Origin of the sequence: Archangium primigenium (genome assembly GCF_016904885.1) — a bacterium.
GTDB classification, from domain to species: domain Bacteria; phylum Myxococcota; class Myxococcia; order Myxococcales; family Myxococcaceae; genus Cystobacter; species Cystobacter primigenius.
This window is the reverse complement of the sequence record NZ_JADWYI010000001.1, coordinates 907,068-931,019: the sequence shown is the minus strand read 5'-3', so window position 1 is coordinate 931,019 and position 23,952 is coordinate 907,068. Positions and strand designations below refer to the sequence as shown.

20 protein-coding genes are annotated in these 23,952 nt (G+C 72.4%); 9 read left to right on the top strand and 11 right to left on the bottom strand.

The features are described 5' to 3' along the window. The first annotated feature begins 13 nt into the window (after window positions 1-13). Window positions 14-754: a hypothetical protein gene (locus tag I3V78_RS03990; RefSeq protein ID WP_204484991.1), complete on the top strand. Its 741-nt coding sequence runs from the start codon at window positions 14-16 to the stop codon at window positions 752-754. 7 nt (window positions 755-761) lie between these two features. On the opposite strand, the gene I3V78_RS03985 is transcribed toward I3V78_RS03990, so the two are convergent. Both I3V78_RS03985 and I3V78_RS03980 read right to left on the bottom strand, forming a co-directional pair. Next, the gene (locus tag I3V78_RS03985; RefSeq protein WP_204484990.1) at window positions 762-1,559 is read right to left on the bottom strand and encodes an inositol monophosphatase family protein; all 798 of its coding nucleotides are present in this window, start codon (window positions 1,557-1,559) and stop codon (window positions 762-764) included. 20 nt (window positions 1,560-1,579) lie between these two features. Next, the gene (locus tag I3V78_RS03980) at window positions 1,580-2,203 is read right to left on the bottom strand and encodes an NAD(P)-dependent oxidoreductase (protein WP_204484989.1); all 624 of its coding nucleotides are present in this window, start codon (window positions 2,201-2,203) and stop codon (window positions 1,580-1,582) included. Window positions 2,204-2,269: 66 nt separating this feature from the next. Between I3V78_RS03980 and I3V78_RS03975 the strand changes: the two genes are divergently transcribed. Next, window positions 2,270-2,908, top strand: coding sequence for a TetR/AcrR family transcriptional regulator (locus I3V78_RS03975; protein WP_204484988.1), 639 nt, complete (start codon window positions 2,270-2,272; stop codon window positions 2,906-2,908). A 3-nt stretch (window positions 2,909-2,911) separates the two neighbouring features. Here I3V78_RS03975 and I3V78_RS03970 read toward each other — a convergent pair whose 3' ends face one another. Then, the gene (locus I3V78_RS03970; RefSeq protein ID WP_204484987.1) at window positions 2,912-3,535 is read right to left on the bottom strand and encodes a hypothetical protein; all 624 of its coding nucleotides are present in this window, start codon (window positions 3,533-3,535) and stop codon (window positions 2,912-2,914) included. Between the two features lie 448 nt (window positions 3,536-3,983). After that, the gene (locus I3V78_RS03965; protein WP_204484986.1) at window positions 3,984-4,478 is read right to left on the bottom strand and encodes a hypothetical protein; all 495 of its coding nucleotides are present in this window, start codon (window positions 4,476-4,478) and stop codon (window positions 3,984-3,986) included. 384 nt (window positions 4,479-4,862) lie between these two features. Here I3V78_RS03965 and I3V78_RS03960 point away from each other — a divergent pair, with 384 nt between their 5' ends. Then, a complete protein-coding gene (locus tag I3V78_RS03960) occupies window positions 4,863-5,240 on the top strand; it encodes a hypothetical protein (protein ID WP_204484985.1) in 378 nt (125 codons plus the stop codon). Window positions 5,241-5,320: 80 nt separating this feature from the next. After that, entirely contained in the window at window positions 5,321-5,578 is a 258-nt protein-coding gene (locus I3V78_RS03955; RefSeq protein ID WP_204484984.1) for a hypothetical protein, read from the top strand. A 10-nt stretch (window positions 5,579-5,588) separates the two neighbouring features. Here the strand turns inward: I3V78_RS03955 and I3V78_RS03950 are convergent, their stop codons facing one another. Next, window positions 5,589-5,960, bottom strand: coding sequence for a hypothetical protein (locus I3V78_RS03950; RefSeq protein WP_204484983.1), 372 nt, complete (start codon window positions 5,958-5,960; stop codon window positions 5,589-5,591). Window positions 5,961-6,176: 216 nt separating this feature from the next. On the opposite strand from I3V78_RS03950, the gene I3V78_RS03945 reads away from it, so the two are divergent. From I3V78_RS03945 to I3V78_RS03925, 5 genes are all read left to right on the top strand, one after another. After that, window positions 6,177-6,863, top strand: a complete 687-nt coding sequence (locus tag I3V78_RS03945) for a hypothetical protein (RefSeq protein WP_204484982.1) — start codon at window positions 6,177-6,179, stop codon at window positions 6,861-6,863. Between the two features lie 111 nt (window positions 6,864-6,974). After that, a complete protein-coding gene (locus I3V78_RS03940; protein ID WP_338023844.1) occupies window positions 6,975-7,928 on the top strand; it encodes an ArsA-related P-loop ATPase in 954 nt (317 codons plus the stop codon). Beyond that, entirely contained in the window at window positions 7,925-9,037 is a 1,113-nt protein-coding gene (locus I3V78_RS03935) for an ArsA family ATPase (RefSeq protein WP_204484980.1), read from the top strand. Before I3V78_RS03940 ends, I3V78_RS03935 begins: the two co-directional genes overlap by 4 nt. A 126-nt stretch (window positions 9,038-9,163) precedes the next feature. Continuing rightward, window positions 9,164-10,048: a CBS domain-containing protein gene (locus I3V78_RS03930; protein ID WP_204484979.1), complete on the top strand. Its 885-nt coding sequence runs from the start codon at window positions 9,164-9,166 to the stop codon at window positions 10,046-10,048. A gap of 45 nt (window positions 10,049-10,093) precedes the next feature. Continuing rightward, entirely contained in the window at window positions 10,094-16,192 is a 6,099-nt protein-coding gene (locus tag I3V78_RS03925; protein ID WP_204484978.1) for a CHAT domain-containing protein, read from the top strand. On the opposite strand, the gene I3V78_RS03920 is transcribed toward I3V78_RS03925, so the two are convergent. The 6 genes from I3V78_RS03920 to I3V78_RS03895 all read right to left on the bottom strand — a co-directional run bounded on the left by I3V78_RS03920 (window position 16,173) and on the right by I3V78_RS03895 (window position 23,927). Beyond that, window positions 16,173-17,141 carry a serine/threonine-protein kinase gene (locus I3V78_RS03920; protein WP_204484977.1) on the bottom strand — a complete coding sequence of 323 codons (969 nt, stop codon included), beginning with the start codon at window positions 17,139-17,141 and terminating at the stop codon, window positions 16,173-16,175. The genes I3V78_RS03925 and I3V78_RS03920 overlap by 20 nt on opposite strands. Before the next feature lie 543 nt (window positions 17,142-17,684). Continuing rightward, window positions 17,685-18,110, bottom strand: a complete 426-nt coding sequence (locus tag I3V78_RS03915) for a nuclear transport factor 2 family protein (RefSeq protein WP_204484976.1) — start codon at window positions 18,108-18,110, stop codon at window positions 17,685-17,687. Between the two features lie 222 nt (window positions 18,111-18,332). Beyond that, window positions 18,333-19,469 carry a LysM peptidoglycan-binding domain-containing protein gene (locus tag I3V78_RS03910; protein WP_204484975.1) on the bottom strand — a complete coding sequence of 379 codons (1,137 nt, stop codon included), beginning with the start codon at window positions 19,467-19,469 and terminating at the stop codon, window positions 18,333-18,335. Window positions 19,470-19,637: 168 nt separating this feature from the next. Next, a complete protein-coding gene (sitI6, locus tag I3V78_RS03905; protein ID WP_204484974.1) occupies window positions 19,638-20,351 on the bottom strand; it encodes a SitI6 family double-CXXCG motif immunity protein in 714 nt (237 codons plus the stop codon). 4 nt (window positions 20,352-20,355) lie between these two features. Beyond that, the gene (gene sitA6 / locus I3V78_RS03900) at window positions 20,356-21,021 is read right to left on the bottom strand and encodes a SitA6 family polymorphic toxin lipoprotein (protein WP_239576284.1); all 666 of its coding nucleotides are present in this window, start codon (window positions 21,019-21,021) and stop codon (window positions 20,356-20,358) included. A 29-nt stretch (window positions 21,022-21,050) separates the two neighbouring features. Beyond that, window positions 21,051-23,927, bottom strand: a complete 2,877-nt coding sequence (locus I3V78_RS03895; RefSeq protein WP_338023462.1) for a hybrid sensor histidine kinase/response regulator — start codon at window positions 23,925-23,927, stop codon at window positions 21,051-21,053. Window positions 23,928-23,952: the final 25 nt, after the last annotated feature.

Sequence of the window (23,952 nt, the reverse complement as noted above, 5' to 3'; positions counted from 1 at the left end):
GGGAGGGACATCCGTGGCGGACGAGAAGAAGGGCAGGCGCGGCGGGCCCGAGTGCTTCGAACTCGGCGCGAGTTATGACGAGGTCGGACCCGACCTCGGGCGTCTCTATGACGCCTGGCAGGTGGACACCGGGCAGCCCGCCCTGGAGTTCCAACCCAGTGACCGGGTGCTCTGGAAACCCTCGGCCGACTACGACGTGCGCATCACCTGCCAGCGCTCGTCCAGCGTCTTGCGGCTGCGCATCGAGGGCGCCACCGCGCCCATCTCGGGTCCGGATCTGGCCAACATCTTCGCGTGGATGAAGGCCGTGGCCCAGCGCGTGGAGCACAGCCCGCGCTTCATCGCCCAGCTCACGCCCTCGCCGCTCAGCGCGCGGGTGCTGCTCGCCCGCTACCCGCGGCCCATCGCCTTCGTCCTGCTCATCGCGGGCGTCATCTGGCTCCACCTGTCCCCCACCGCGCCCTCGCGCGGCGAGTCCACCGGGCGCCACGCTCCGCCGGACGCGCCCTTCCTCGTCGACACGGAGACCCCGTCGCCAGACGCGCTTTCCTATCCGCTGCCCGACAAGCCCTTCCGCAATCAGGCCGTGGCGCCCTGCAAGCCCCAGCTCGACGAGGTGGAGATGAACGGCGGGTGTTGGGTCGAGCTGGGCCGACGGCCGCCGTGCAACGCCGTCCAGGCCGAGCACCAGGGCAAGTGCTACCTGCCCGTGTCCAAGGATCGCGGTCGGCTGCCCAGCACGGTGGAGCCATGAGGGCGCGTCACCCGCGCGGGAGCACGGCGAGCATCTGCGCGTGCAGCGAGGGCGCCGCCACGACGATGCTCGCGGCCCCGGCGCGCCAGGGCTGGCCCGCCACGTCCGTCACCCGCGCCCCCGCCTCCTGGGCGATCAACGTCGCGCCGAGCAGGTTCACGTCATCCACGCCGTAGAGCCAGAACGCGTCGATGCGGCCACCGCCCACGTCCGCGACCTGCCACGCGGTGGCGCCCAGGTTGCGCACGGCGGCGCCCGCCCCGAGCACCGCGCTCAGCGAGCGGCCCGCCAGATCCACGTCCCGGGGGAACTTCGCGACGTGCGCGGACTGGCTGGTGATGACATACGCGGCCGACAGTTCGGTCTTGTCCGAGGGCGCGAGGGGTTGGCCATTGAGCGTGGCGCCGTGGCCGCGCAGCGCCGCGTAGGTCTCGTTCAGGGCCGGGTGGTAGAGCACCGTGGCGAGCGGCTCCAGGTCCTTGGCGAGCGTGAGGTTCACGCACCAGTGCGTGTGGCCGTGCATGAACTGCACCGCGCCATCCATGGGGTCGCTCAACCAGACATACCCCGTGCGCGGCAACTCGCCGTCCATCTCGTCCGCCCAGACGGCCTCGGGCTGGAGCGCGCTCAAGCGGTCGCGCAGCCACCGCTGCTGGGGCCCGTCCATGGCCTGGAAGGCCGCGAGCAACTCCCGCCGCGTCCGGAAGCCGCGGGGCCGGGGTTGGGTGCGAAGGGTGTCGCCCAACGCGTGGGCGGCCTGGGTCATCGACGTGAGCAGTTCCTGATTCGACAGGGTGTCCGACATGGTGTCCTCCGTGTCCTTCCTCATGGGGTCCGCAGCGCCACGGCGGTGGCGCCCGGGAACCTCGGGCTCTCGGCTTCGTCCAACATCAGCGCCGCCAGGTCCGCGCGGGAAATCCCCGGCGGGAGCAGGCGCGCGCGCAGCCCCGCCACCGGCACGAGCCGCCCTCCGCCGCGCGCCGGGCCATTGCCCAGGGGGCCCGCGTGGATGACGGATGCTCCGGCGGCGCGCACGAGGTCATCCGCGCGCACCTTGTCGGGAAGCTCCGCGCCCAGCACGAGCGGCAGCAGGGCCGAGACGAGGGGGCCGCCCGCCTGGCGCGAGTCCCCCGTGCCGAGCGCGCCCAGCCACACCACCCGCCGCGCGCCCGCGTCCCGCACCGCCCGGGCGCCCGCCTCCAACGTGCCGCGCGCGTCCCCCTTCGTGAGGCCCAGGCCGCTGACGAGTACGTCGGCGCCGCGCACGGCCGCCTGGAGACTCGGGGGGTCGAACACGTCCGCGCGGACGACCTCGAGCCCGGGGGCGGAGAGCCCCGCGAGGGACTCGGGCCGCCGCGCGAGCGCGACGACGGCGTGTCCCCGGTCCAGGGCCTGACGAACGAGTTGGCGGCCGGTCCGTCCGGTCGCGCCGAGAATGGCGATGCGCATGGAGAGAAAATACGAATGAATGTTCGCGTTGTGTACTCGCGTTCGATTCGCTATCGCGTGCGGTCCATGGCACGTCGCAAGAAGCCGGCCCTGTCGTCGAGGAAGCAGCCCCAGCAGGAGCGCTCGGAGCGGATGGTGGCCGACATCCTCGAGGCCTCTATTCGCGTTCTGCGGCGCGAGGGGGCGCTGCGCTTCACCACCATCCGGGTGGCGGAGGAGGCGGGCATCAGCGTGGGCTCGCTCTACCAGTACTTCCCGAACAAGGGGGCCTTGCTGTTCCGCCTGCAGCGGGACGAGTGGGCGGCGACGTTCACGCTGCTCGACGGGCTCTTGTTCGACCTGACGCGGCCCCCGGTGGAGCGGCTGCGGCGCGCCATCCAGGCGTTCTTCCGGACCGAGCAGGAGGAGGCCGCGCTGCGCCGGGCACTGAGCGACGCCAGCGCGCTGTTCGAGGACGCCCCCGAGGTCCAGGCGCACCAGGCGCGGGCGCAGGCGCGTGTCCAACAGTTCTTCGGCGAGGCCCTCCCCCACCGGGCCCCCACGGAGGTGGCCTTCCTGACGGACTTCTTCCTGCTGGCCCTGGGCGCCATCGCCGAGAAGGTGACCGACCGCAAGCCGAGCCCCCGCGAGCTGGAGCGCTGGACGGCGGCCACCGTGGAGCTGCTGTGCTCGCACCTGGAGCGACTGCAGCGGCCCGCGGACTGAAGCTCAGGACAGCGCGTGCTGTCGCCCCCACGCATGGAGCCACGCGAGGAGATCCGCCGGGCACCCGCCCGACAGGCGATCGAACGCGTCGGGCGCGAGCGCGTCGAGCCGCGCGCGCACCACGGCGGGGTCCGACCAGGATCGGTACGGCGTCGGGTCCTTCAGGTGCGCGAGCGCGTGAGGCAGCTCCCGGGCGAGCATGTCCAGACACGCCTCGCGGGTCGCGCGGGACATTCGCTCGGCGGCTGAGTCCACACGGGAGCGGACCGGCGCGACCCCAGGGCTCCACGCCTCCAACGCCCAGCCACACGCCGCGCGCACGACCTCCTCCAGGGACAGGTCCTCCGAGCGCTCGAGGCCGTAACGTCCCGCCTCCAGGGAGGGCCAGAACCGGGCCAGTGCACGCAGGCGCGAGGCCGTCCGCTCGGCGCTCCTGGGCGCCTCCTGCGCGGCCACCGCGTACAAGGCGCCCCAGGGCGTCTCACGGCAGGCGGCCTCGTAGGCATCGCTCACCGCGAAGCTGTCCCGCCAGTCCAGGGCCTCACACAACCCCTCCAGCACCTCCGCGATCAGATACAGCCGCCAGGCCGGACGGTCCGGGGAGAGCGGGGCTCCAGGATGCAGCACGATGCACGCATCAGGAGGACAGGACCGTGACGCATGCGGCAGGCGAATCACGCCTTCGTTCCGCCAAGCCTCGCCACACCGCGCGCCTTCCACGTGGGCCGCGCGACGGACCTCGCCCTCGGTGCCGTGCAGGAAGGAGGGAAGAAGGAGGGGGGGCGACACGGAAGCCATGCGCCCATTACATGCCGGAAGCGGCGGACCCACACACGGGAGAAGCGGCGGGCGGGGCTCGCGCGGGAAAGGGAATCACCTGCCCTCCGCCGCGAGCCGGGGGCTGCGCGGCGCCTCGCGGGCTTCCGAGAGCGCCTGTGAACGCCCCCACGGCGAGGTCACCCAACACGTCGATGACCACACCTACCGCACCGCTGAAACGGCGCAGACGTTCGCGGCGGTCGACCATGCCCTCCACGGCCTGAGCGACCCATCCTCCGTACTGCCGCAGCTCCTCCTAGGACAGGTCCACCCACTGCCCGGCCCGATACGCCTCCGCCTCCGAGGCGAAGCGCCGCGCGCTCCGGGTCCACCGGTATTGGCTCACCCCCGGGACCAGGGTCCGCCATTCCAGGCGCCAGATGAACTGTCCCTGGGCGAACCGGACCAGGATCTCTCCCTGGAAATCACGTCCTCCCTCGAAAGGAGCCACGGACGCGAGCGCCCGATTGAACGCGGACAAGTAGGTCCGCGCCGCTTGCTGGCCCTCCTCCAGACCTTGCGCGTTCCAGGGTTTGACCTCGAAGACCTGGCGCGCGGTCACATCCGTGATGTCCGGCCGCAGGTTGCGCTCGTTCGAAAGCAATCGTGCGGGGTCTCCCAGCCGCTCCTTGCGCAGGATGCCCACGAGCGTCTCCTTGTTATAGAAGACCCGATGGTGGGGGTGATGGACGCCGTAGAGATAGGCGATGAGCCGATGAGCCGCGTGGCCCAGGAAGAAAGGCCAGGGCACTTCCGAGCCCGCGCTCCGCCCTGGAACGTTGAGCCCGGAGGGCCCCCGGTCGAGCCCAGACCCCCTGGCGAAGAGCCTGTCCCCATGGCGAGGACGCGAGGAAACCCGTCGAGCGGAGTGCGCGGCATGGGAGCCGAGGCACAGCCTGAAAGCAGAACACCGAGCCACACGAGCACACGAGGAGCGAGCACGCGGGGAGCCAGTCACTCCGGGCGTCGATTCGCAAGCGCCACGGCCTGGAGGCCGTTCCGGGTTCTCCACAGTCGCGCGCGCCCGGGCGTCGCATGGGCCACAGTCCTGGCCCGAGGGCCGCGGGGCCGGGTTGTCTCGGGACGGCCCCTCCCCCACCCTCTGGCACCGCGTCCTTCGCCGCCGGAGTGCCACATGCGCCTGAACCGTCTGGGCTGGCTGTCTTCCCTGCTGTCCGTGAGTCTGCTGTCCGGCTGTGTGTATTCGGAGTCGGACGCGTCCGGGGACGTGACCTTCGCCTGGACCTTCGCGGGCCGCAGCTGCGCCCAGGACGGACGGGTCCAGCGCGTGGTCATCACCATTCCCGGCGAGTCACTCGCCAACGGCGGCGAGTACCCGTGCAACGTGAATGGCTATGACGGCATCGTGCTGCGCGACTTCGCGCCCGGCGCGTACGACTACAGCATCGACGCCGTCGACTACGACAACTACTACTCCTACCGCGCCACCGGCACCTTCTACGTGGATGGCAACACCCTGGTGCCCGTGGACCTCGCCCCCACGGACTACTGACGAGCCCCCCGCCCCGGGTTCGGAGCCCCCGCCCGTCTGGAGTAGAGTCGCCGCCTCACGTCTTCTCGAGGAGTGGTGACATGCGTCGACTGCTGTGCGCCGGGGTGGTGCTGTTCGGAATGCTGACGGGCTGTGGCGGAAGCGAGCGGGCGGAGCCCGCCGAGACGCTCGACACCGTGGCGCAGGGACTGGCCTGTGCCTGGCCGGACATGAGCTGTCCGGGCAGCACCATCTGCGTGGACAACGGCATGTGCCGCATGGCGTGCCCGCCCAGCGGGGTGTGTAACAACGGCGGCGCCTGCCGGGTCTCCCCCGGCGGCACGTCCTATTGCCAGTGAGCCCGGCGCCTCACGGCACGTAGGCCGCGCCCGTCCGGGCGTCGTACTGGCACAGCACGCTGTACTCGCGGCCCCGGATGCCGCCCATGAACAGCCGCACCTGCGCGGTGTCCGGTCCCGTCTGGGACACCGTGCCGGCGCGCACGCTCCGGTAGCCCCGGTAGCCGCGCGCCGCCTGCATGCACTCGCTCCGGGCCTCGCGCGGGTTCACGTCCACCGCGTAGCGGCCGGCGGAGCCGCTGCCCCCGTACCCGTAGGCCTCGTGCCGGGGCGAGGAGACGTAGCGTGGGCGCTCGCGCACCGGCACCGCGATGCAGCCCTGCGCCACCAGGCCCAGGGCCACCGTCATCCCCATCCAAGCCCATCCCTGTCGAGCCGACATGCCGTGCCTCCCGCGTTGAAGTCGCGGGATAAAAGTGGCGCGGCGATCCGGGCGCGGCACCGCACGAGCGGGCCGGGAAGCGCCGTCGCGCCGGAGGAGCAGGCGGCCCGCCAGTGGCCCGTTTTCCGAGGGGAATAGGGCCTGGGCGCGCGTCAATCCCATGTCAGACCCGTGCGTTAATCTTTCCCCATTCACGACGCATCAGGGAGAGCGAAAATGACCGGACGCACCGAGTCGTCCCCCCATGTCTCGGAGAGCAAGCTGGGGCGCTACCTCACGGCGACGCCCGCGCTGCGCAAGCAGCTCATCGACACGCAGAAGCACCCGCCGGATCCGCGCTACCTGCGCTACCCCGAGGCCGCGCACGCCATCACCGACTTCCTGTGCCACGGGCAGGACGAGTCCGTGCTGCGCCAGCACCAGCACCGGCTGGCCACCACGGTGTACGCCGACCCGTTCGACGCCCAACGCGCCGAGTCGTGCATCGAGGCGATCGAGGCGTGGCGCCGGGTGTACCCGGGCCTGGGGCTCGGGGGGCTGGTGGTGACGGAGGTGGGACAGGAGCCGCCGCCCCTGCGGCTCGGAGGCGTGGCGGTGCAGGTGCGGCCGCAGGTCGTGCTGCAGGAGGTGGATGCGCAGGGCGAGGCGCACCTGGGCGTGCTCAAGCTGTACTTCGCCAAGCACCACCCGCTGGACGAGCGCTCCGGGCAGTACATCGCCACGCTGCTGGAGGCCTTCTGCGAGCAGCACCTGTCGGTGCTCGGGCCGGTGAGCGCGCGGCGGGTGCTGGTGGTGGACGTGTTCGCGGGCCAGGCCTACAGCGCGCCCCGCGCCCGGGCGCGCCGCCTGTGCGATGTGCGACGCGCGTGTGAGGAGATCGCCGCGCGCTGGGCCGTGCACTAATCGACGCTCTCGCGCCGCCCTTGTGGCCTGGAAGGGCGTCGGACAAGATTGTCGCTCCGCACACATCTGGCGCCCCCCTGGCGCCCCTGGGTGGGAGGAGCGACGGCCTTGGTGGACGGATTGTGGGATCGCAGGGCGTTGCTGATCTCCGGCAAGGGAGGCGTGGGCAAGACGAGTGTCGCGGCGGCGCTCGCGCGCGCGGCCGTGAACGCGGGCCGCCGGGTGCTCCTGGCCGAGGTGGAGCTGGGCACGGAGGCCGAGCAGGGCCCCTCGCCGCTCGCCGAGCTCGTGGGCGCGCGCGCCCCCAGCGCCCAGGTCACCCCCGTGTCCGCGAACCTGTCCTTCGTGCGCCTGTCGGCCATCGAGGGCCAGCGGCTCTTCCTCCAGGAGGTGCTGCCCCTCCGGGTCATGGCCGACGCGGCCCTGCGCACGCGGGCCCTGCGCCGCTTCCTCGAGGCGGCCCCCGCCCTGCGGGAGATGGGCGTGCTCTACCAGATGCTGCACCTCCTCCGGCTCACGCGGTCGGACGGTGGGGCGCAGCACCCGCTGTGCATCCTGGACCTGCCCGCCACGGGCCACGCGCTCGCGCTGGCGGCGCTGCCGGACACCCTGCTCACCGTCATGCCCGCCGGGCCCATTGGCCGCGCGGTGCGCGAGGGCATGGCGCTCCTCAGGGACCCGGCCCGCACGGGCGCGGTGCTCGTCACCCTGCCCGAGCCCTTGCCGGTGAGCGAGACCTTGGAGCTGAGCACGGCCATCGGGCGCCACGGCATTCCCATCGCCGCCGGGGTGCTCAACCGCATGCCGGAGGATCCCTTCTCGCCGGACGGGCGCGCGGCGGTGGAGCAGCTGCTCGGCGCGCACGGGCCGCACCGGGGGCAGCGGGCCCTCGGGCGGTTGGATCGCGCCCGGGGGGCCCAGGCGCGCCTGGTGGCGAACTTCCCCGCGCCGCTGCTCACCCTGCCGGAGCTGCCCGCCTCCGGGCCGCGGCTGGTGGAGCTGCTCGCCACGCACCTGGGGTCGCGCGGGTCCGCGGCCTCGTCCTCGACGGGAGTCCAGCCATGAACCTGAGTCGTCTGCTGGGGGAGAAGCGCGTGCTGGTGCTGTGTGGCGCCGGGGGCGTGGGCAAGACGACGACGGCGGCGGCGCTGGGGGTGGCGGCGGCGCGCGCGGGCCGCCGGGTGCTGGTGCTCACCATCGATCCGGCGCGGCGGCTCGCCGAGGCCATGGGCATGAAGGAAGGCGGCGCGGAGCCCACCCCCATCCCCGCCGAGCGGCTGCATGCCGGGGGCGCGGCGGGCGCGGGCCAGCTGGACGTGTGGATGTTGGACCCGCGCGTGGTGTTCGAGCGCTTCGTGCGGCGGCTGTCGCCCACGCCGGAGGCGGCGCGCACCATCCTCGACAACCGGCTCTACCGCTTCCTGTCGGACCTGGTGGCGGGCATGCAGGAGTACGCGGCGGCCGAGGCCCTGGACCACTTCCTGGACGAGGGGCGCTACGACCTCGTCGTCCTGGACACGCCCCCGAGCCGCCACGCGCTCGACTTCCTGGAGGCGCCCGGGCGCCTCGCGCGCTTCCTGGATGACCGCATCGTGTCGCTCTTCCTGCCCGAGGAGAAGGGGCGCGGGGGGCGGCTGTGGCGCAAGACGTCGCAGCTGCTCGGCAACGTGCTGGGCGGCATCTTCGGCGAGGGCTTCACCCAGGAGATGCGCGCCTTCCTGGGGGCCTTCAGCGGGCTGTTCTCCGGCATCCGCCTGCGCGCGGACCGGCTGCGCGAGCGGCTGTCGGCCGAGGACGCGGCCTTCCTGCTGGTGACGTCGCCGGAGCAGGCGTCGCTCGACGAGGCGGCGTACTTCCGCGACATGCTGCGCGAGCGTCAGCTGCCCTTCGCGGGCTACGTGCTCAACCGCTCGTGGGCGCGCGAGGACGGGCTGGCCGCGCCCGAGGAGCTGCTCCAGCACGTGTCGGACGACACGGCGCGCGGGGGCGTGCGGGCCCTCATGCAGCTGGCCGAGCACGAGCGCGCGCGGGCGGAGGTGCACCGGGGCCTGTTGCAGCGGCTCGCGGAGAAGCTGCCCGCGGGGGCCGTGGCCGTGGCCGCGCCCGAGTCCGGCGGGGAGCTGGAGGACTTCGGGGGCCTCGTGCGCCTGGGCGACGCGCTCGCGACGTCCTGATGTCCACGGCCGGGCAGATGGGCTGACCGGAAGACGACAGCGGAGCGGCGGCGCGCGCCGGCCCCCTTGGAGCGGGCCCGGTCCGTGGCGAGCCTCGCCGTTCCACCCGCGCGAGGAGCCCTCCACATGGCCCAGCAGCCCCCCAACGGTACGCCGTCCCCCGCGGAGCGTGATCGCCGCGCCGCCGAGTCCCCGCCGGGTTCGAGCGAGCGCGTGGGCTCGGACGTCACGGGCTGGAGCATCGAGCGCGACGAGGCGCCGGAAGCGCGCCAGGGCCGCTTCCACCGGGCCGCGCAGCTGCGCATGGCCACCCCGCGCACCGAGGCCACCGGACCGGGTGGACCCTACGGGCGGGACGATCGCTCGCTGGACGAGGCCACGGGACGGGGCACGGGCCCGCTCATGGGCGAGCAGGACTGGGAAGCGCCGCGCGAGACGCAGCGGCCGACGCGCGAGTACCGGCCGTGGAACCGGCAGGGCTCGGGGGCGGAGGGCGAGTCGGCGCGCACGACGCCCCGGCCGCCCATGCCTCCGCCGGCGCCCTCGCGCCGCTGGCCCCGCGAGCCCCTCACGGCGCGCGAGGTGATGACGCGGCAGGTGCGCCCGGTGCGGCCCGACACGGGCCTGCACGAGGTGGCGCGGGTGATGAAGGACGAGGACTGCGGCGTGGTGCCCGTGGTGGACGAGCGCGGGCGGCTGCGCGGCGTCGTCACGGACCGCGACCTGGTGGTGCGGGTGCTGGCCGAGGGCCGCGCGCTCGAGGGCCTCCAGGTCCAGGACGTGATGACGGAGGAGGTGGAGGCGGTGCAGCCCCACGAGACGCTGACCACCGTCATCGCGCTCATGGGGCAGCACCAGGTGCGCCGCGTGCCCGTGGTGGAGCGCGACGACCGGCTCGTGGGGCTCATCTCCATGGCGGACATCGCCACGCGGGCCGAGCACGACGAGGAGTTGCAGGAAGCGCTGCACCGCATCTCGGCGCGGCGCTCCTTCTGGAGCCGACTGTATTAGCGGTCACCGGGAGCGCTATCGTTCCGGGCCATGACGCCCGACTCGATGGATTGGGAAGCGCTGCGCGCGCGAGCCCGTGAGCTCGCCCGCCGCGCGGGAGGCCCCCATGGAGCCACCCCCGACGCGCTCCAGGCGCTCCTTCGCGCCGAGCCCGCTTGGCACGTGGACGAGGCGCTCCTTCAGTCCCTCGACAGCCGCCTGCATGAGCTCGAGCCGCTGCCCCTGCTGGCCCTCTGCATGCACCTGCTGTCCGGACTGAGCGCCACGCCCGCGCTCGCGGACCGGTACGGACCCGGCCTCCTGCTCGTGGCCATCCAGGCGCTGTATGACCTCGGCCGGCTGGAGTTCTTCCCACTCCGGCTCTGGCTGCTCGACCAGATGCTCGCGCTTGAGCCCGCCGAGAGGCTGCGGGCGGAGCTGCTCTTCAAGCGGGGCAACACCCGGCTCGCGCTCGCCATGGAACGGCCCGCGCAGCGCGATGCCGCGCTCCAGGATCTGGAGGACTCCGCGCGGCTCGCGCGCGCATGCGGCGCGACGCACGGGGAACTCATGGCCGAGTGCACCCTGGCGCGCGCCGTGTTCCTCCAGCTCGCCGACCAGCGGGAGCCCCCCTGGGAGACGCTGGGTGCGCGCATCTCCCGGCTCGAGGCGCTCCTGCATCGCACCGAGGAGCCCGCCCTCCAGGCGGACGTGTATGAGATCCTCTCCGAGCTCGAGGTCCGGGGCATCACGCTCGGCCGGGAGGGCGCCACCGCCCGGGCCCTCCAGTACGCGGCCCGCGCCGCCGAATGCAGCACGTCGCCCCTGATTCGCGCCTCGCGCCTGTCCATCCAGGCCCATCTCTGGCTGCTCCACGGAGACGAGGCGCAGCGGGCCGCCTCCGAGGAACTCGCCCGGCGAGCCGTGGCGACGCTCCCCGCCGAAGCGGGCGACATCCATGCCGCCTCGCCCCTCGCCACGCTGGGCGATGTGCTGCGTCGGCGGGGACAGGCGGCGGAGGCCATCGGCCCCCTGGAGCAGGCGCTGCGGCTGATGGCGCGTCAACGGCCCTCGTCCAACCGCAACCTCGTGCGCCTGCACCTGGTCCAGGCCCTGCTCGATGAGGAGCGCCCGAAAGAAGCGTTGCCCCACCTGGAGACCGTCTTCGCCGAGGCCCTCGCGCTCGGAGACGGGCCCAACCTGAGCGATGCCACCCAGTACCTCGTCAACCTTCTCCGGGACGCCGGACGCGAGGCCGACGCCCAGGAGCGGCTGCTCAAAGCAGAGGCGCGTCTGGTCGGAACGCCCGCCCAGACCCGGCTCACGCTCATCCGACTGCGCGGCCCGCATCCCGGAGCTCCGCCCTCCGCGGAGTTCATCGGCTTCGTGCGCCACTACCTCTCCGACCAATGCCCGACGGACACCGAATCCGACGCCCTGCTCCAGGGAGCCCTGGCCAACCAGGCCCGCGTCCTGCCCTCGGACCTCCGTCGGCTCCTGCTCACGAGCGGCCAGCACATCCTGCGCGAGCCCGCGCTCCGCGCCCAGCTCCTGGACGCCGAGGGGCGGAAATCCGACGCGGCCGACGAGCTGCGCCAAGCGCTCCAACACGAGCGCAGACCCGGCGCCCGGCTGAGCGCCGCCGCGCAGCTCATCGCCCTGCTTCCCTCGGACGCGCATGCCGAGCGCCTGCGCTGGTGTGACGAAGTGGAGACCTTGCTTGAGGGGGACGCGGACAACCCCTTCACCCGCACGGATCTGGCCAGCGCGCTGTGGATGGCGGGACGCCGGGACAAGGGCCTGCTCGAGCGCGCCTGGCGGCATGCGGAACGCGCGGCGCGACAGCTCGGCAACGACGCCCGGGCCACCGTCTTCAACATGCGGACGCAGGCGCGCATCCGCATCGATCAGCTCTCCCTCCAGACACGGGAGCACGAGCCCACGGCGGTGGCGTCCGCCCAGTGGTTCACGCGCGACCTGCCCCTGCCCGGCAAGGAGGTCTCCGGCTATCGGGGCCATGCCGTGAAGAGCCTGCTCGCCTTGGGCCCGCTGACCCCACCCGACGCCCTCACGGTGGCCGATCAGCTCCTCGCCCTCGACCCCGCCCCCGAGCGCTCCCTGGAACTCAAGGCCCGGCGTGAGTGGATTCGCGCCTGTCTGGCGTCTCCACGCTCGCCTCCCGCGCCGCCCCACGACACGCCGGAGGATTTGTCCGGAGGATTCGATGCACTGCCCGGCTGGGCCGTGGCGCTCGCCCACGGGGAAGCCCCCGAGCAGACCGGGCCCCTGGGTGCCCAGGAGCGAGGCATCGCCCTGGCCGTCCTCCAGGCCCGTCCCGACCGCGCGGAAGCCGTCCTGGAGTGGCTCTTCTTCCGCGAGTCCGATTCCCGGGGATTCGACACCCTGGCGGATGAGGTGGCCCGCGCCTCGCCCACCGCGATGCTGCACGGGCTGCACGAGGCCCTGGAGAAGGTGCTCGCCCAGAAGCCCACCTTCCACCTGCTCCACCTGAGGGTAGCGCTTCGCCGTCGGCACGCCTCCACGGGAGCGGACGCGGCCCGGGCCTACACCCAGGCGGTGGAGGCGCTGCTCGCCCATGCGCGCACGCCCAAGGAGAAGGCCACCGCGAAGCTGCTCCGAGGCATCGAGCTGCTGGATGCCGAGCGCCACGAGGACGCGCGGCCCATCCTGGAGGAGGGCTTGGCGGAAGCCCGTACCGCGGGCCTGCCCGCGTGGGAGCGTTTTCCCCTGCTGGTGTCGACCGGCAATGCCTACCGAAAAGGTCTCGCGCCCGACCTCGCGCGTGCGCTGGCGCTCTACACCGAGGCGGAGTCCCTCGGGTCGCTCAGCGAGGCGACGGACGCCCAGCTCTTCAAGGTGAAGGCTGACGCACTCCTGGATCGCGGCGCTCGGGGTGATGCCGTCCAGGCACTGGCCCTGCTCACGCGCGCCTTGGAGCTGCGCAAGACGGGGTATCTCCGGGTGGAGACATTGTTCTCCGCCGCCAGGGCCGAGCAGCAGCAACCCGGAGGCACCGAGCTGCTTCGCCTGCGCCGGGCGCTCGACCGGCTCGACGAGGCCGAGGGTCTGGCCGAGGGGGACTACCGACGCATGGTCGCGGGCCTCCAGACCCAGGTCCTGGCCGGGCTCATGCGCCTCGAGCCCCAGGACAGCGCGCTCCAGCGGCGGCTGGAGCGCATCGGCCAGCGGCATCCGGAGCTGACCGACATGGTCCAGCGGGCCCTGCGCGGAAAGCAGGGTCTCGTGTCCGAAGAGGACGCCGAGTCCATCTCCACGCTCATGAGCCACCCCGCGAGCGAGGCATTCTACGAGGCCACGGGGCGCCTGCGTCCGCTGGATCTGGACGCGGTGGAGCGGATGGCACGACAGCTTGGAAAGGATCCCGCCGAAGCGCGTCAAAGCATCGAGCAGGACCACCAGCAACAGGACCGCTCGCCTGGCGCGCTCCGCGCCCTCGCGGAGCGGCTCGCGAACACCGAGGACGCCCAGGCCCGTCCCGGAGCCCTCCTGGCAAGCGCGGTCCTGCTGGCGCATCTGGTGGCACGAGAGCACGCCACGTCCGCGGAGGTCACGCCCCGAGCCCACGAAGCCGAGCGGCTCCTCCGGCAACTCTCCGACACGACTGTCCGTGGGCAGTTGCTGTTGGAACTGGCCCAGCTCTGGGCACCGGCGGATCAGCTTCATCCCGTGAAGGACTTTCCGAGGGCCGTGGAACTCGCCCGCGAGGTCCGTACCGGGAGCCCCGAGCAAGGCTCGCTTGCCCGGCTGGCCTTGCAACAGCAGGCACGCGCGACACGCTATCGCACGGACGGAGACCGCGATGTCCACCTGCGCGAGGCCGAGTCGCTCTACGAGCAGTGCGCGCGGGAGTACGAAGCCGCGGGGGAGCGGGACGTGGCGCTGCATGTCCGGATGACCCTCACCGAGTTGCGGCTCGAGCGGGGCGCGGGCGATCCCCGCGTGACCCTCGAAGAAGGCATCCAGGCCGCGAAGGCCCTGCTCGCCGAGGAGCTCTCCGCGGAGCAGAAGGCCAAGACCTGGCTGACCCTGGCCGTCTACCAGACGATGCTGGGGGGCAAGCACTCCGACCCGGCCCAGGCGAGGGCCACGTACCTGGCGGCTCGGGCGAGCTTCGAGCGCCTCGACCGAAGCCCGCTGTCCGCCTCGGAACGGGACAGCGCGGACAACTACCAGACCATCTGCCTGTCGGGTCTGGCCCACCGGGAAGGCCGACACGAGGACGCGGTCCAGCTCTGGCGCCAGCGGCTGGCCACCCTCCGCGCGGATGCGCCCCGGGACGTGCGGGCCTATACCGTCCACAACCTCGCCGACTCGCTGCTTCGCGGAGACGCGCCTCCCATCCAGCGCATGGAGGGCCTGGCGCTGTCCGAGCAATGCCTCGCGGTCCGCACCCTGGAGCACAACCCCGTGCACCATTGGGAAACGCGCGAGAACATCGGGCGGGGGGTCGCGAGCCTGCTCCTGGGCTCGCCCGGAATGGAGAACCTGGACGTGGCCTTCGCGCTCGCGCTCTGGCGCCAGGGGACGGACGCCCTGAGCGGCGCCTTCGCGGCGGCGCGGAAGCTGGACAGCCCCGTGCGGCTCTTCCGCTCGGCCGCACTGCTGCTCGAGCTGGCCCGGGTCGCGCCCACCCTCGCCGACCTGGAGCGCACCGCCCAGGAGGCCTGGGAAGCGATGGACGAGGCCCGTCCCTTCCTCCTGCTCGACGAGGAGGCGGGAGCCCAGGAGGCCCATCTCGCCGTCGAGCTGGCCACCACCCTGGCGCGCCGGTTGGCGGAGGACGGCGTCGTGGGCGCCTCCGCTGGAGTGGACTTCGTGCTCTCGGGCGCGAGGGCGGAGGCCGTCCTCCGGTGGGTGGTGCGCGCCGTCGGGTCCGCCCAGCGTCGGCTCGCGGGACGCACGGCCCGGCCAGAAGGCGCGCCCCATGACCTCTGGGTGGCGTGGCTCGAGGCGATCCGCTCGGGCGAGGAGCGGCGCATCCAGCGGGCCCTGGAGGGGCTGCGCACGCGGGTGCCCCGGTTCCTGCGTGGAGAGCCGGATCTGGAGGGCACCTGGGCCTGGCTGCACGCACACCCGGGCGCCGCGGCGCTCGCCGTGGTGCAGGGCGCGCGCGGCGTGCTCGCCGCCGTGCTCGTCCCGGGCGAGCCGCGCCAAGTGATGCTCGCCGTCCTGCCCGTGGAAGCGCCCCCGCACGACGAAGCCCAGGTGGCCCGGGGTCTGTCCCATCTAGGCCCTGGCCCCGAGTACTCGGCCGTCCTGGACTGGGCGCGTCGAGGCGTCCTCGCGGCCCTGACACGCCTCTTGCCCACGTCCCTCGCGCACCTGCTGTGGATCCCCTCGGGCGTACTGCGGACGCTCGCCCCCGCGGACCTCTGGCCCGCCGTGCCCGTCACCTGCGCCGTGCGGCTCGACCTGGAAACCCGCGCGCCTCCGCCCCGTCCCCGGCGCACCCTGCTGGCCGTGGCGGATCCCGGCGAGAACACCCCGGCCCTCGCCCTGCCCCACTCCGTCGAGCTCATGGTGCTGCTGGCGCGGACGGCCCAGGAGACCAGCGACCTGCGTGTGCGCATGAGCCGGGGCCCGCGGTGGGGACAAGCCCTGGACGGCACGTGCCCCGGGCTGGTCGAGGGTCCCGCCTCGCCGGATGCGATTTTGCACGACATGGCGGAGGTGGACGTCGCGGTACTGCTGTGCCACGGCGAAGTGGATGGACCCCGGGACGCGCGGCTGATGCTGGTGGATGACACGGGAGCCGTGGCGCCGCTGAGCATGAGCCGCCTCGCCGAGCAACCCCAGCGGGTGGCGGGCGCCAGCATCGTCCTGCTGTCGTGCGAGACCGGGCGCGTGGGGGACTGGCTCCACCAGGCCGCGGGGCTCGCGGGAGCCCTGCTGGCGGGAGGCGCCCGGAGCGTGATCGCCCCGCTGTGGCCCGTGCTGCTCGGCCCCGCGTGGGAGGTGGGGCGGTCCGTCCTCGCGGTCCTGCACCAGCGAGGAGACCCCTCCGAGGCACTCCGGGGCATTCAGGCGCCCGAACAGGGCCCCGCCCTGGGACGGAGCGCGGGAGGTGAGCAGGCCCGGCAGCGGGACTGGTCCCTCAAGGGGTTCATCCACTGGCGGGGTTGAGCAGCACTTCCGCCACCCGGACCTCGGGGGACGCGGCGGCCGAGACCAACAGGGCATCGAGCGACTCGCCCTCGGGCAACGTGGGCGCGGCGAGCACGATGAGCAGCGCGATGTCCTCGGCGTTGTCGAGCAGCCAGCCATCGAGGATCCAGCGGTCCGCCACCCGGTGGAAATTGGCGTCCACGCCTTCCCGCAGGGGCACACCCTGGGGATGGGCCGCGTCCACGAGGAACAGCCGCAATCGCCAGCCAGCAGGGCAGTGCCCCTCGACCCGGACCTGCCATTCGGACGACGCGCGGCCCAACGCGATAACGGGGGTCAGGTCTGGCGGCTCCACGTCGAAGCGCTCCGTGAGCCGTGAGGCCCCCCGCGCCAGGTCGGCGCGCAGGCGATCCAAGCGCGAGAACCACGTCGTGACCACGCCCGGCGGGGCGCTCCGGGACACGCGTGTGGCCGCCTCGGAGACCGTGTCCCAGAGCGCGCGGGCGGAGGGGCCGCGAAGGGCCAGGCGGTCTCGCGCCAGGAGGTCCAGGCCCGCCAGGGCCGCGGGCGCGGGCGCGACGAGTCGGGCCACCTCGGTGAGGATGCGCTGGAGGGGGGCCGACAGGCCCAGCACCTCGGCGCCGACCAGGATCTCCTCGAGCGCGAGGAGTTGATCCAGCGCCGCTTCCGGGTGTCCTTGCTGGAGAGAGGCCGCCCAGTCGGCCAGCAGGGGCTCCACGCGCAGTCCGCTGCTTACCGCCCGCTCCACGTCGTCCCGGTACCGCGCCAGATGTGCCTCGGCGCGTTGGAGCGCCACCTCCACGTCATGCGCCGAGGCACGCGAGGGCCTCGCCTCGCCAATGGCCAGGACCAAGCGCCAGGCGTCATCGGGCGCCGAGGGCGGCCGGGAGGACAGGTCCGCCAGCGCGTGCAGCACCTCCGCCTTCCAGGCATCCGGATCGGTCACGTCAACCGCCTCTCGACAGCGTCTCCGGGCTACTTCTGCATACGCGGCGTCCGTAGCGGGAAAGCTTCCATGGGAAGGCGTGGGCCGGAAGGCGGACAGGACCGCCAGAGGCCGTCGCAATCCCACGGCGACCAGGACGCCGCGAGGCGTACAGCACGACAAACGCTGGTCATTGGCTTTCTGCCGACCGCCCCGTGTGTGCTCATGGGCAAGCTCGCTCAGATAGGCCGGACCGTAGTAGCGCTCGTGGTGCTGCTCGAGCAGCGTGAGGCACGACGGCGACTGGTCCTTCCAGGCCAGCGTCCCTCGGTCACGATGCGGCGGACAGCCACATCGCTCGGAGTCTTGCCGGAGTGCCCGCACGTCGGTGTCCGCGAGGCCATCCCACCGTTGCAGCGGATCGTGGAAGTGTTTCCAGACGTGGGTGGCGCGCTCTTTCCCTTGGAGGGGACGCACCTCCTCACCCCATGCGCGCAGGAAGACGGGTTGGAGCATGGACCCGAGCATAGGCCAGCGCGGGTCCGATGCTCCTCGACGTTCGGCTCAGGCCGGCGTGGTGGCCGGCACTTCCGAGCGCTGCGCGGTGCCGTGCGACAGCTCCTCGCCGAGCAGTCGGGGATCGAAGTACGCGTAGAAGCGCGTGATGACGTCCCCCTCCCACTCGATGATGGAGACGCCCTCGTAGCTCACCGCCGCGCCGTTGTGCGCGGTGCCGGCGGACTCCCACTCGAGCGCCACGCGGTCCCCGGACTCGATCATGTTGCGGAAGGTGGACTTCACCTGCTCCAACATGCCCTTGTATTCCTTCCAGAACTTGCGCGCGCCGTCCTTGCCCTGGAAGGTGCGGTGCGACACCACGTTGCTCACCTGCGCGTCGTCACTGAAGAGGGCCAGCAGCGCGTCCACCTCGCCCGTCTCCTCCAGTCGCGTCAGCGCCTCCACGAAACGTTGTGCTCGCTCCATCGCCATGGAATGTCCCTCGACTCGTTGAAAGGAGTCCTGCTCCCGCGAGGGTGGGCATGGGTGGGAGCCGGTGCCGCGAACGATGGCCGCTCGGCCGCTCGGCGAGCGGGCCCTCGCCCCGGCGCGGCGAAAAAAGAAAGGACCGCGGCCCGGACTGGCGCACGCGGTCCCCCGACCCCACCGCCCGGAGAAGCAGGGGGGTCATGATGGATGGAAGATGTGGACGGCCTAGCGCAGCACGTTGAGCGCGCGGCGGTAGTAGGCCTCGCGGTCGGCCAGGCCGTTGTAGCCGCCGTTGATGCGGCGGGTGACCTCGCGGAAGTTGCCCGCGTCCGCGTAGGTGTTGAGGTTGCGGCTGTTCCAGAACCAGGCGGCGGTGCGGAAGCCCACGTCCGGATCCGCGGCGCGCTTGGGGTTGTTCTCCAGGTCGATGCCCAGCGCCTTGCCCGCGGCGCGGTAGTTGGCGCGGCCGGTGAGCTGGATGGGACCACGGCCCTTGAAGCGCACGCCGTCACCCGGCTGGGTGTTGCCCAGGTCCTTGCGGCCCTCGTAGGCGGCGCCCGAGGCGATCTCCTCCATGTAGCGGAACTGGCCGCTCTCGTGCGCGAGCTGCGCGAGGAAGGCCGCCTTGCGCATGGGGGTGTTGATGCCCGCCTCGGCCATGGCGCGGTTGAGGTGGGGCAGGTACTGCTCGGCCTTGGCCTGGGACAGGTTGGGCATGATCTGCCGCAGCTGCTGCACCGACACCGAGCCCTGGCCCCCACCCGGCGCCGGAGCGGGCGCGGGACCCGTGACGGGACCCGAGCCGCCACCGCCGGAGGGCGGCTTGGACTCGAAGTTGTCCCCACCCGGGATGGTGAGCTTCTGGCCCACCTTGATGTGGTTGGGGTTGGAGATGTTGTTGGCCTTGGCCAGGGCGCTCGTGGTGGTGCCGAAGCGGCTGGCGATGCCGGACAGGGTGTCTCCGGACTTCACCGTGTACTGCTGGGTGGGCTTGGCGGGCGCGGGCGCGGGCGCCTTGGGACCGGAGCTGCCCGGGATGGTGAGCTTCTGGCCGACCTTGATGAGGTTCGGGTTGGAGATGTTGTTGGCCTTGGCCAGGGCGCTGGTGGTGGTGCCGTGGCGCTGGGCGATGCCGGACAGCGTGTCCCCGGACTTCACCGTGTACGTCCCGCCGCTGGCGCGCGGGGCGGCGGCGGTGGCGCCCGCCTTGGTGGACCCGCCCGGCACGGTGAGCTTCTGGCCCGCGCGGATGAGGTTCGGGTTGGAGATGTTGTTGGCCTTGGCCAGGGCGCCCGTGGTGGTGTTGTAGCGGCTGGCGATGCCGGAGAGGGTGTCGCCGCTGCGGACGGAGTAGGTGCTCATGAGCGAGGGCCTCAGAAAGAAGGAAAAAGCGTGAACCGTGCTCCTATTCTCGTAAGGGCTGAGAAAAGGTTGCGGCGGGGGTGACGCTTTTTTCGTCTCCGGCCGCCCAACCCCCTGGAATGACTGGCTTCTTCCTGGCCAGAAAACCTGGAGGCCCACGCATCGGGCTCAGCGCGCGGGCACCTCACGCACGTCGAGATCGTCCAGACCGAGGCGCTCCACGGCGGCCACGAAGCGCTCGGTGCCGATGAGCACGGTCTCGAAGTCGCTCAGGACGAACAGATCCGTGTCCGGGGGCAGCGAGGCCAGGTCCAGCACGGGCTCGTCCGGGAGGCGCAGACGCGCCAGTCCGCAGCGGGAACAAGGAGGCGGACGCGCGGGGGTGCACTCGGGGTGGAGGTGCCCTCGTGGCGGGACTTCGAGCTCCATCAGGTCGGGGGGAGCCGCCTGCGCGACGTGCAGTTGCACGGGAAAGGCCCGCACGCCGCGGAGACCCTCGGCCCGTAAAGACTCCCAGGCCTCGCGCCGCACGAGCTTCGTCCAGAGCGAGTGCAGGAAGAACGAGCCGAAGGAGCCCGTGGCCACGCCCGTCAGCGGCCCCAACCACACGCCTGGAGGCAGGGGCAGATCGCGCGGCACATAGGGCCCGAGCTGTTCGCGCAGTCGCAGGAACTCCTCGGGCGGCACTACCCTGCCCACTGCGAACTCCGCGCGGACAGGGGCCGAGGACAGGTCCACACTGGGATAGGCGGTGAAGCCACCCGATGCGGTGAGCTGGCACTCGGGACAACGAAGGCCCGCCAGTCGCCACCGGAACCCGAACTGGATGTCCCCCGTGTAGCGCGACTCCCGAGCCGCCCGGATCTCGAAGAACCTGGACATCCCCTCACCTCGAAGGCACCGCGCCGTGATACGGCACGATGGGCCCTGTCAGTTGGAACCGATAGAGCCATTCACCCGCGTGTCGGTAGATCTCCGCGGAGCTCGCCGTGGGGTTGGCTCGGATGAAGTTCTTCCACGCCTGGTTCCACAGACCGCCCCGAGCGCCACCGGCATGAACCCGGACGTGCACGGACTCTGGGATGAGGATCGTGTACTGGTGGATGTCGGCAACGCCTTGGGCCTGGAACCACTCCCTCAGTTCCCGCGCCTGGGGAAACAGGTGATGACGTGCCCAGCGGCCCGGGGGCAGGACGAACGGTGGCGGTTTCGGGTCGAAATGGCGATTGGTGCGGAAGGTGAGGACGGCGTGTCCCCAGGAGAATCCTGGAGGTACTCGGCCCCACCAGCGCCTCGGAGCGGGTGACGCGCCGAAGAGAGGAACACCTCCGCCGCCCCGATACGCCAGCAGGACCTCGGGCGCGAACACGTCCCGGCACGAGAAGAGGCCGCACTCCTCTTCGTCCTCGCGGCACACCAGGACCAGACTGCGGGCGTCCTCGCAGCCCGCATCCCAGGACACCAGATGGGGCGTCGCCTGCGTTCGGGAGCCCCCGCTCACGCAGGCCACGAGCAAGCTCCAAAGAAAGACAGCCCCCCATCTCCATCTCATGGAAGGGGACCGTATCACCCGCCCACGCCCTACCCCGCCTGGGCGCCCGGCTCCGCGCGGCCCGCGAGCTTCGCCACCGCCTCCAGGAACGACGCGGGCTCCAAGGGCTTGGCCATGTGCACCTGGAAGCCCGCCCGGTACGCCCGCCGCGCGTCCTCCGCGCCCGCGTACGCCGTCAAGGCGATCGCCGGCACCCACTGGTCCCTCGCCTCGGCCCACGTGCGCGCCTTGCGCAACAGCGCGTGTCCGTCCTCGCCCGGCAGCCCGATGTCCGACACCAGCACGTCCGGCAGCGCCTCCTGCAAGCGCTCCATCGCCTCGCTCGCGGTGTTCGCCGTGCGCACCCGCGCGCCCCGGTCCCGCAGCATCATCGCGATGAGCTCGCGCGCGTCCGGCGAGTCCTCCACCAGCAGCACCTGCACCCCGTCCAGGTTCACCCGCTGCACCGCCTCCACCCCGGGCAGCACCTCGGCCTGCACCTCGGGCAGCACCGCCGGCACCGGCAGCGACACCGTGAACGTGGCCCCCTTGCCCTCGCCCGCGCTCTCCGCGCGCACCGCGCCCCCGTGCAGCGTCACCAGGTGGTGCACGATGGCGAGCCCCAGCCCCAGGCCTCCGTGCTCGCGCGTGGCCGAGCCGTCCGCCTGCCAGAAGCGCTCGAAGAGGTGCGGCACGAAGTCCGCGCGGATGCCCTTGCCCGTGTCCGTCACGCGCAGCACCACCTCGCCCTCGCCGCGCTCCAGCCGCACGTGCACCCGGCCTCCCGCCGGGGTGAACTTCACCGCGTTCACCAGCAGGTTCCAGCACACCTGCTGCAGTCGGCTCGGGTCGCCCACGAGCACCGCGGACCCATTGCCTCCCACCGCCACGTCGAGCGAAAGAGAGACGCCCTTCTGCTCGGCATGCGCTCGAACGACCTCCACCGCCGCCTGCACCACGCCCACCACCTCCACGCCCTTTCGGTGCAGGGTGAGCTTGCCGGTGATGATGCGCGAGACGTCCAGCACATCCTCGATGAGCTGCGCGAGCGCGCGCGCGTTGCGCTCGATGATGGCCAGGCCCTTGTCCATGGCGCGCGCGTCCCCCTGACGCCCGCGCAGCATCTGCGTCCAGCCGAGCACCGCGGTGAGCGGCGTGCGCAATTCGTGGCTCATCACCGCGAGGAACTCGTCCTTGGCGCGGTTGGCCGCCTGGGCCTCCGCCATCAGCCGTGTGTTCTCGATGGCCACCGAGGCCATGCGCGCGAGCTGCACCAGGATGGCCTCGTCCTCGGCGCTGAAGTCGCCCTCGTTGCGGTCGGACAGCTGGATGAGGCCCATGTTGCGCCCGTCCCGGCCCACCAGCGGGGCGCCGAGCCAGCCGCGCAGGGGCGGGGCGCGGGGCGTGGGGTGGCGGTTGAAGCCGCGCCAGGCCGGGTGGGACTCCAGCTCCTGCTGGGACAGGCGCATGGGGAGGTTGAGCCGGCACACCCACGAGTGGATGCCCGTGCCATCCAGCCGCACGTCCCAGTCGCGCCACGTCGCGTACTTGTCCGACACGGACACCGCCCCGCGCGCCAGGGCCCAGTCCCCCTCCAGCACCAGGCTGGTGATGGACTGGTGGGCGCCGATCACCTCGCGCGCCTGCTCGGTGATGGCCTTGAGCATGTGCTCGATGGAGTCCGCCTCGCTGATGACGAGCGCGGCGCTGGCCAGGCCCTGCAACTGGGCGGCGTGGCGCTGCTCGCGCACGAGCGCCCGCTCCAGCTCCGTCTCCGCGCGGCGCTTGCGCGTCACGTCCCGGTAGGCGCCCACCCACTCGCGCACCGAGCCGTCCTTCTCCACCACGGGCACCGCGCGCGCCAGCATGTGGCGGTAGGTGCCGTCCGCGCGCCGCAGCTGGTACTCCTGCTCGAAGGGCAGACACGCCGCGAGCGCCTCGTTCCAGGTGCGCGCCACGCGCCCCCGGTCCTCGGGGTGCACCGCGTCCAGCCAGCCCCAGCCGAGCAGCTCCTCCAGCGTCTGGCCGGTGAAGGCGCGCCAGGCGGGCTGATCCTCCACGAACTCGCCCGAGGGCGGTGAGGCCCAGGTGAGGTCCGTCATGGCGGCCACGAGCGAGCGGAAGCGGGCCTCGCTGTGTCCCAGCTCGCGCGCGAGCGCCTCGGCGGTGCGGCGCGAGCGCACCAGGTCCGTCACGTCATAGGAGAAGATGGCCACGCCCTCCACCCGCTCGGCGCCGTCGCGCTGGGGGTGGTAGGCGATGTCGAAGTACATCTCCTCCGAGCCGCCGCCGTCGCGGGGCACCTTCACCAGCCGCTCGCGGCCCACGTAGGTGCAGCCCGAGGCGTACACCCGATCCATCACCTCGTAGACGCCCTGGCCGGCGAGCTCCGGCAGGGCCTCGCGCAGGGGCAGTCCCACCAGGTCGCGGTTGCCGTGGAAGCGCCGGTGCAGGAGGTTGGAGAAGACGAAGCGGTGCTCGGGGCCGCGGGTGATGCCCACCGCGGTGGGCGCGAGCATGAGCATGTCCTGGGAGCGCGCGCGCTCGCCGTCCACGGCCGTGCGGGCCACGTGCTCGGCGGACAAGAGCCGCACCCGCTCGTTCTCCGCCAGGCGGCGCTCGGACACGTCGCGCACGAAGATGGCCAGGCCCTCGCCCGAGGGGAACGCCCGGGACTCGAGCCACACCCCCGCCGGGGCGAGGAAGTCCTCCAGCGTCACCAGCCGGCCCTCGCTCAGGGCGCGGCGCCACCCGGGGGCGAAGCCGCTGTCGGCCAGCTCCGGCAAGGCCTCCCACAGCAACTGGCCCACCACCCCCTCGCGCGAGCGCCGCACGAGCCGCTCGAACACGGCGTTGAGCCACACGAGCCGCCACGCGGCATCCACCACCAGGATGCCGTCGGTGACGCCGTCGAGCAGGGAACCCACTCCCTCGCAGTAGCGATTCTCCTGC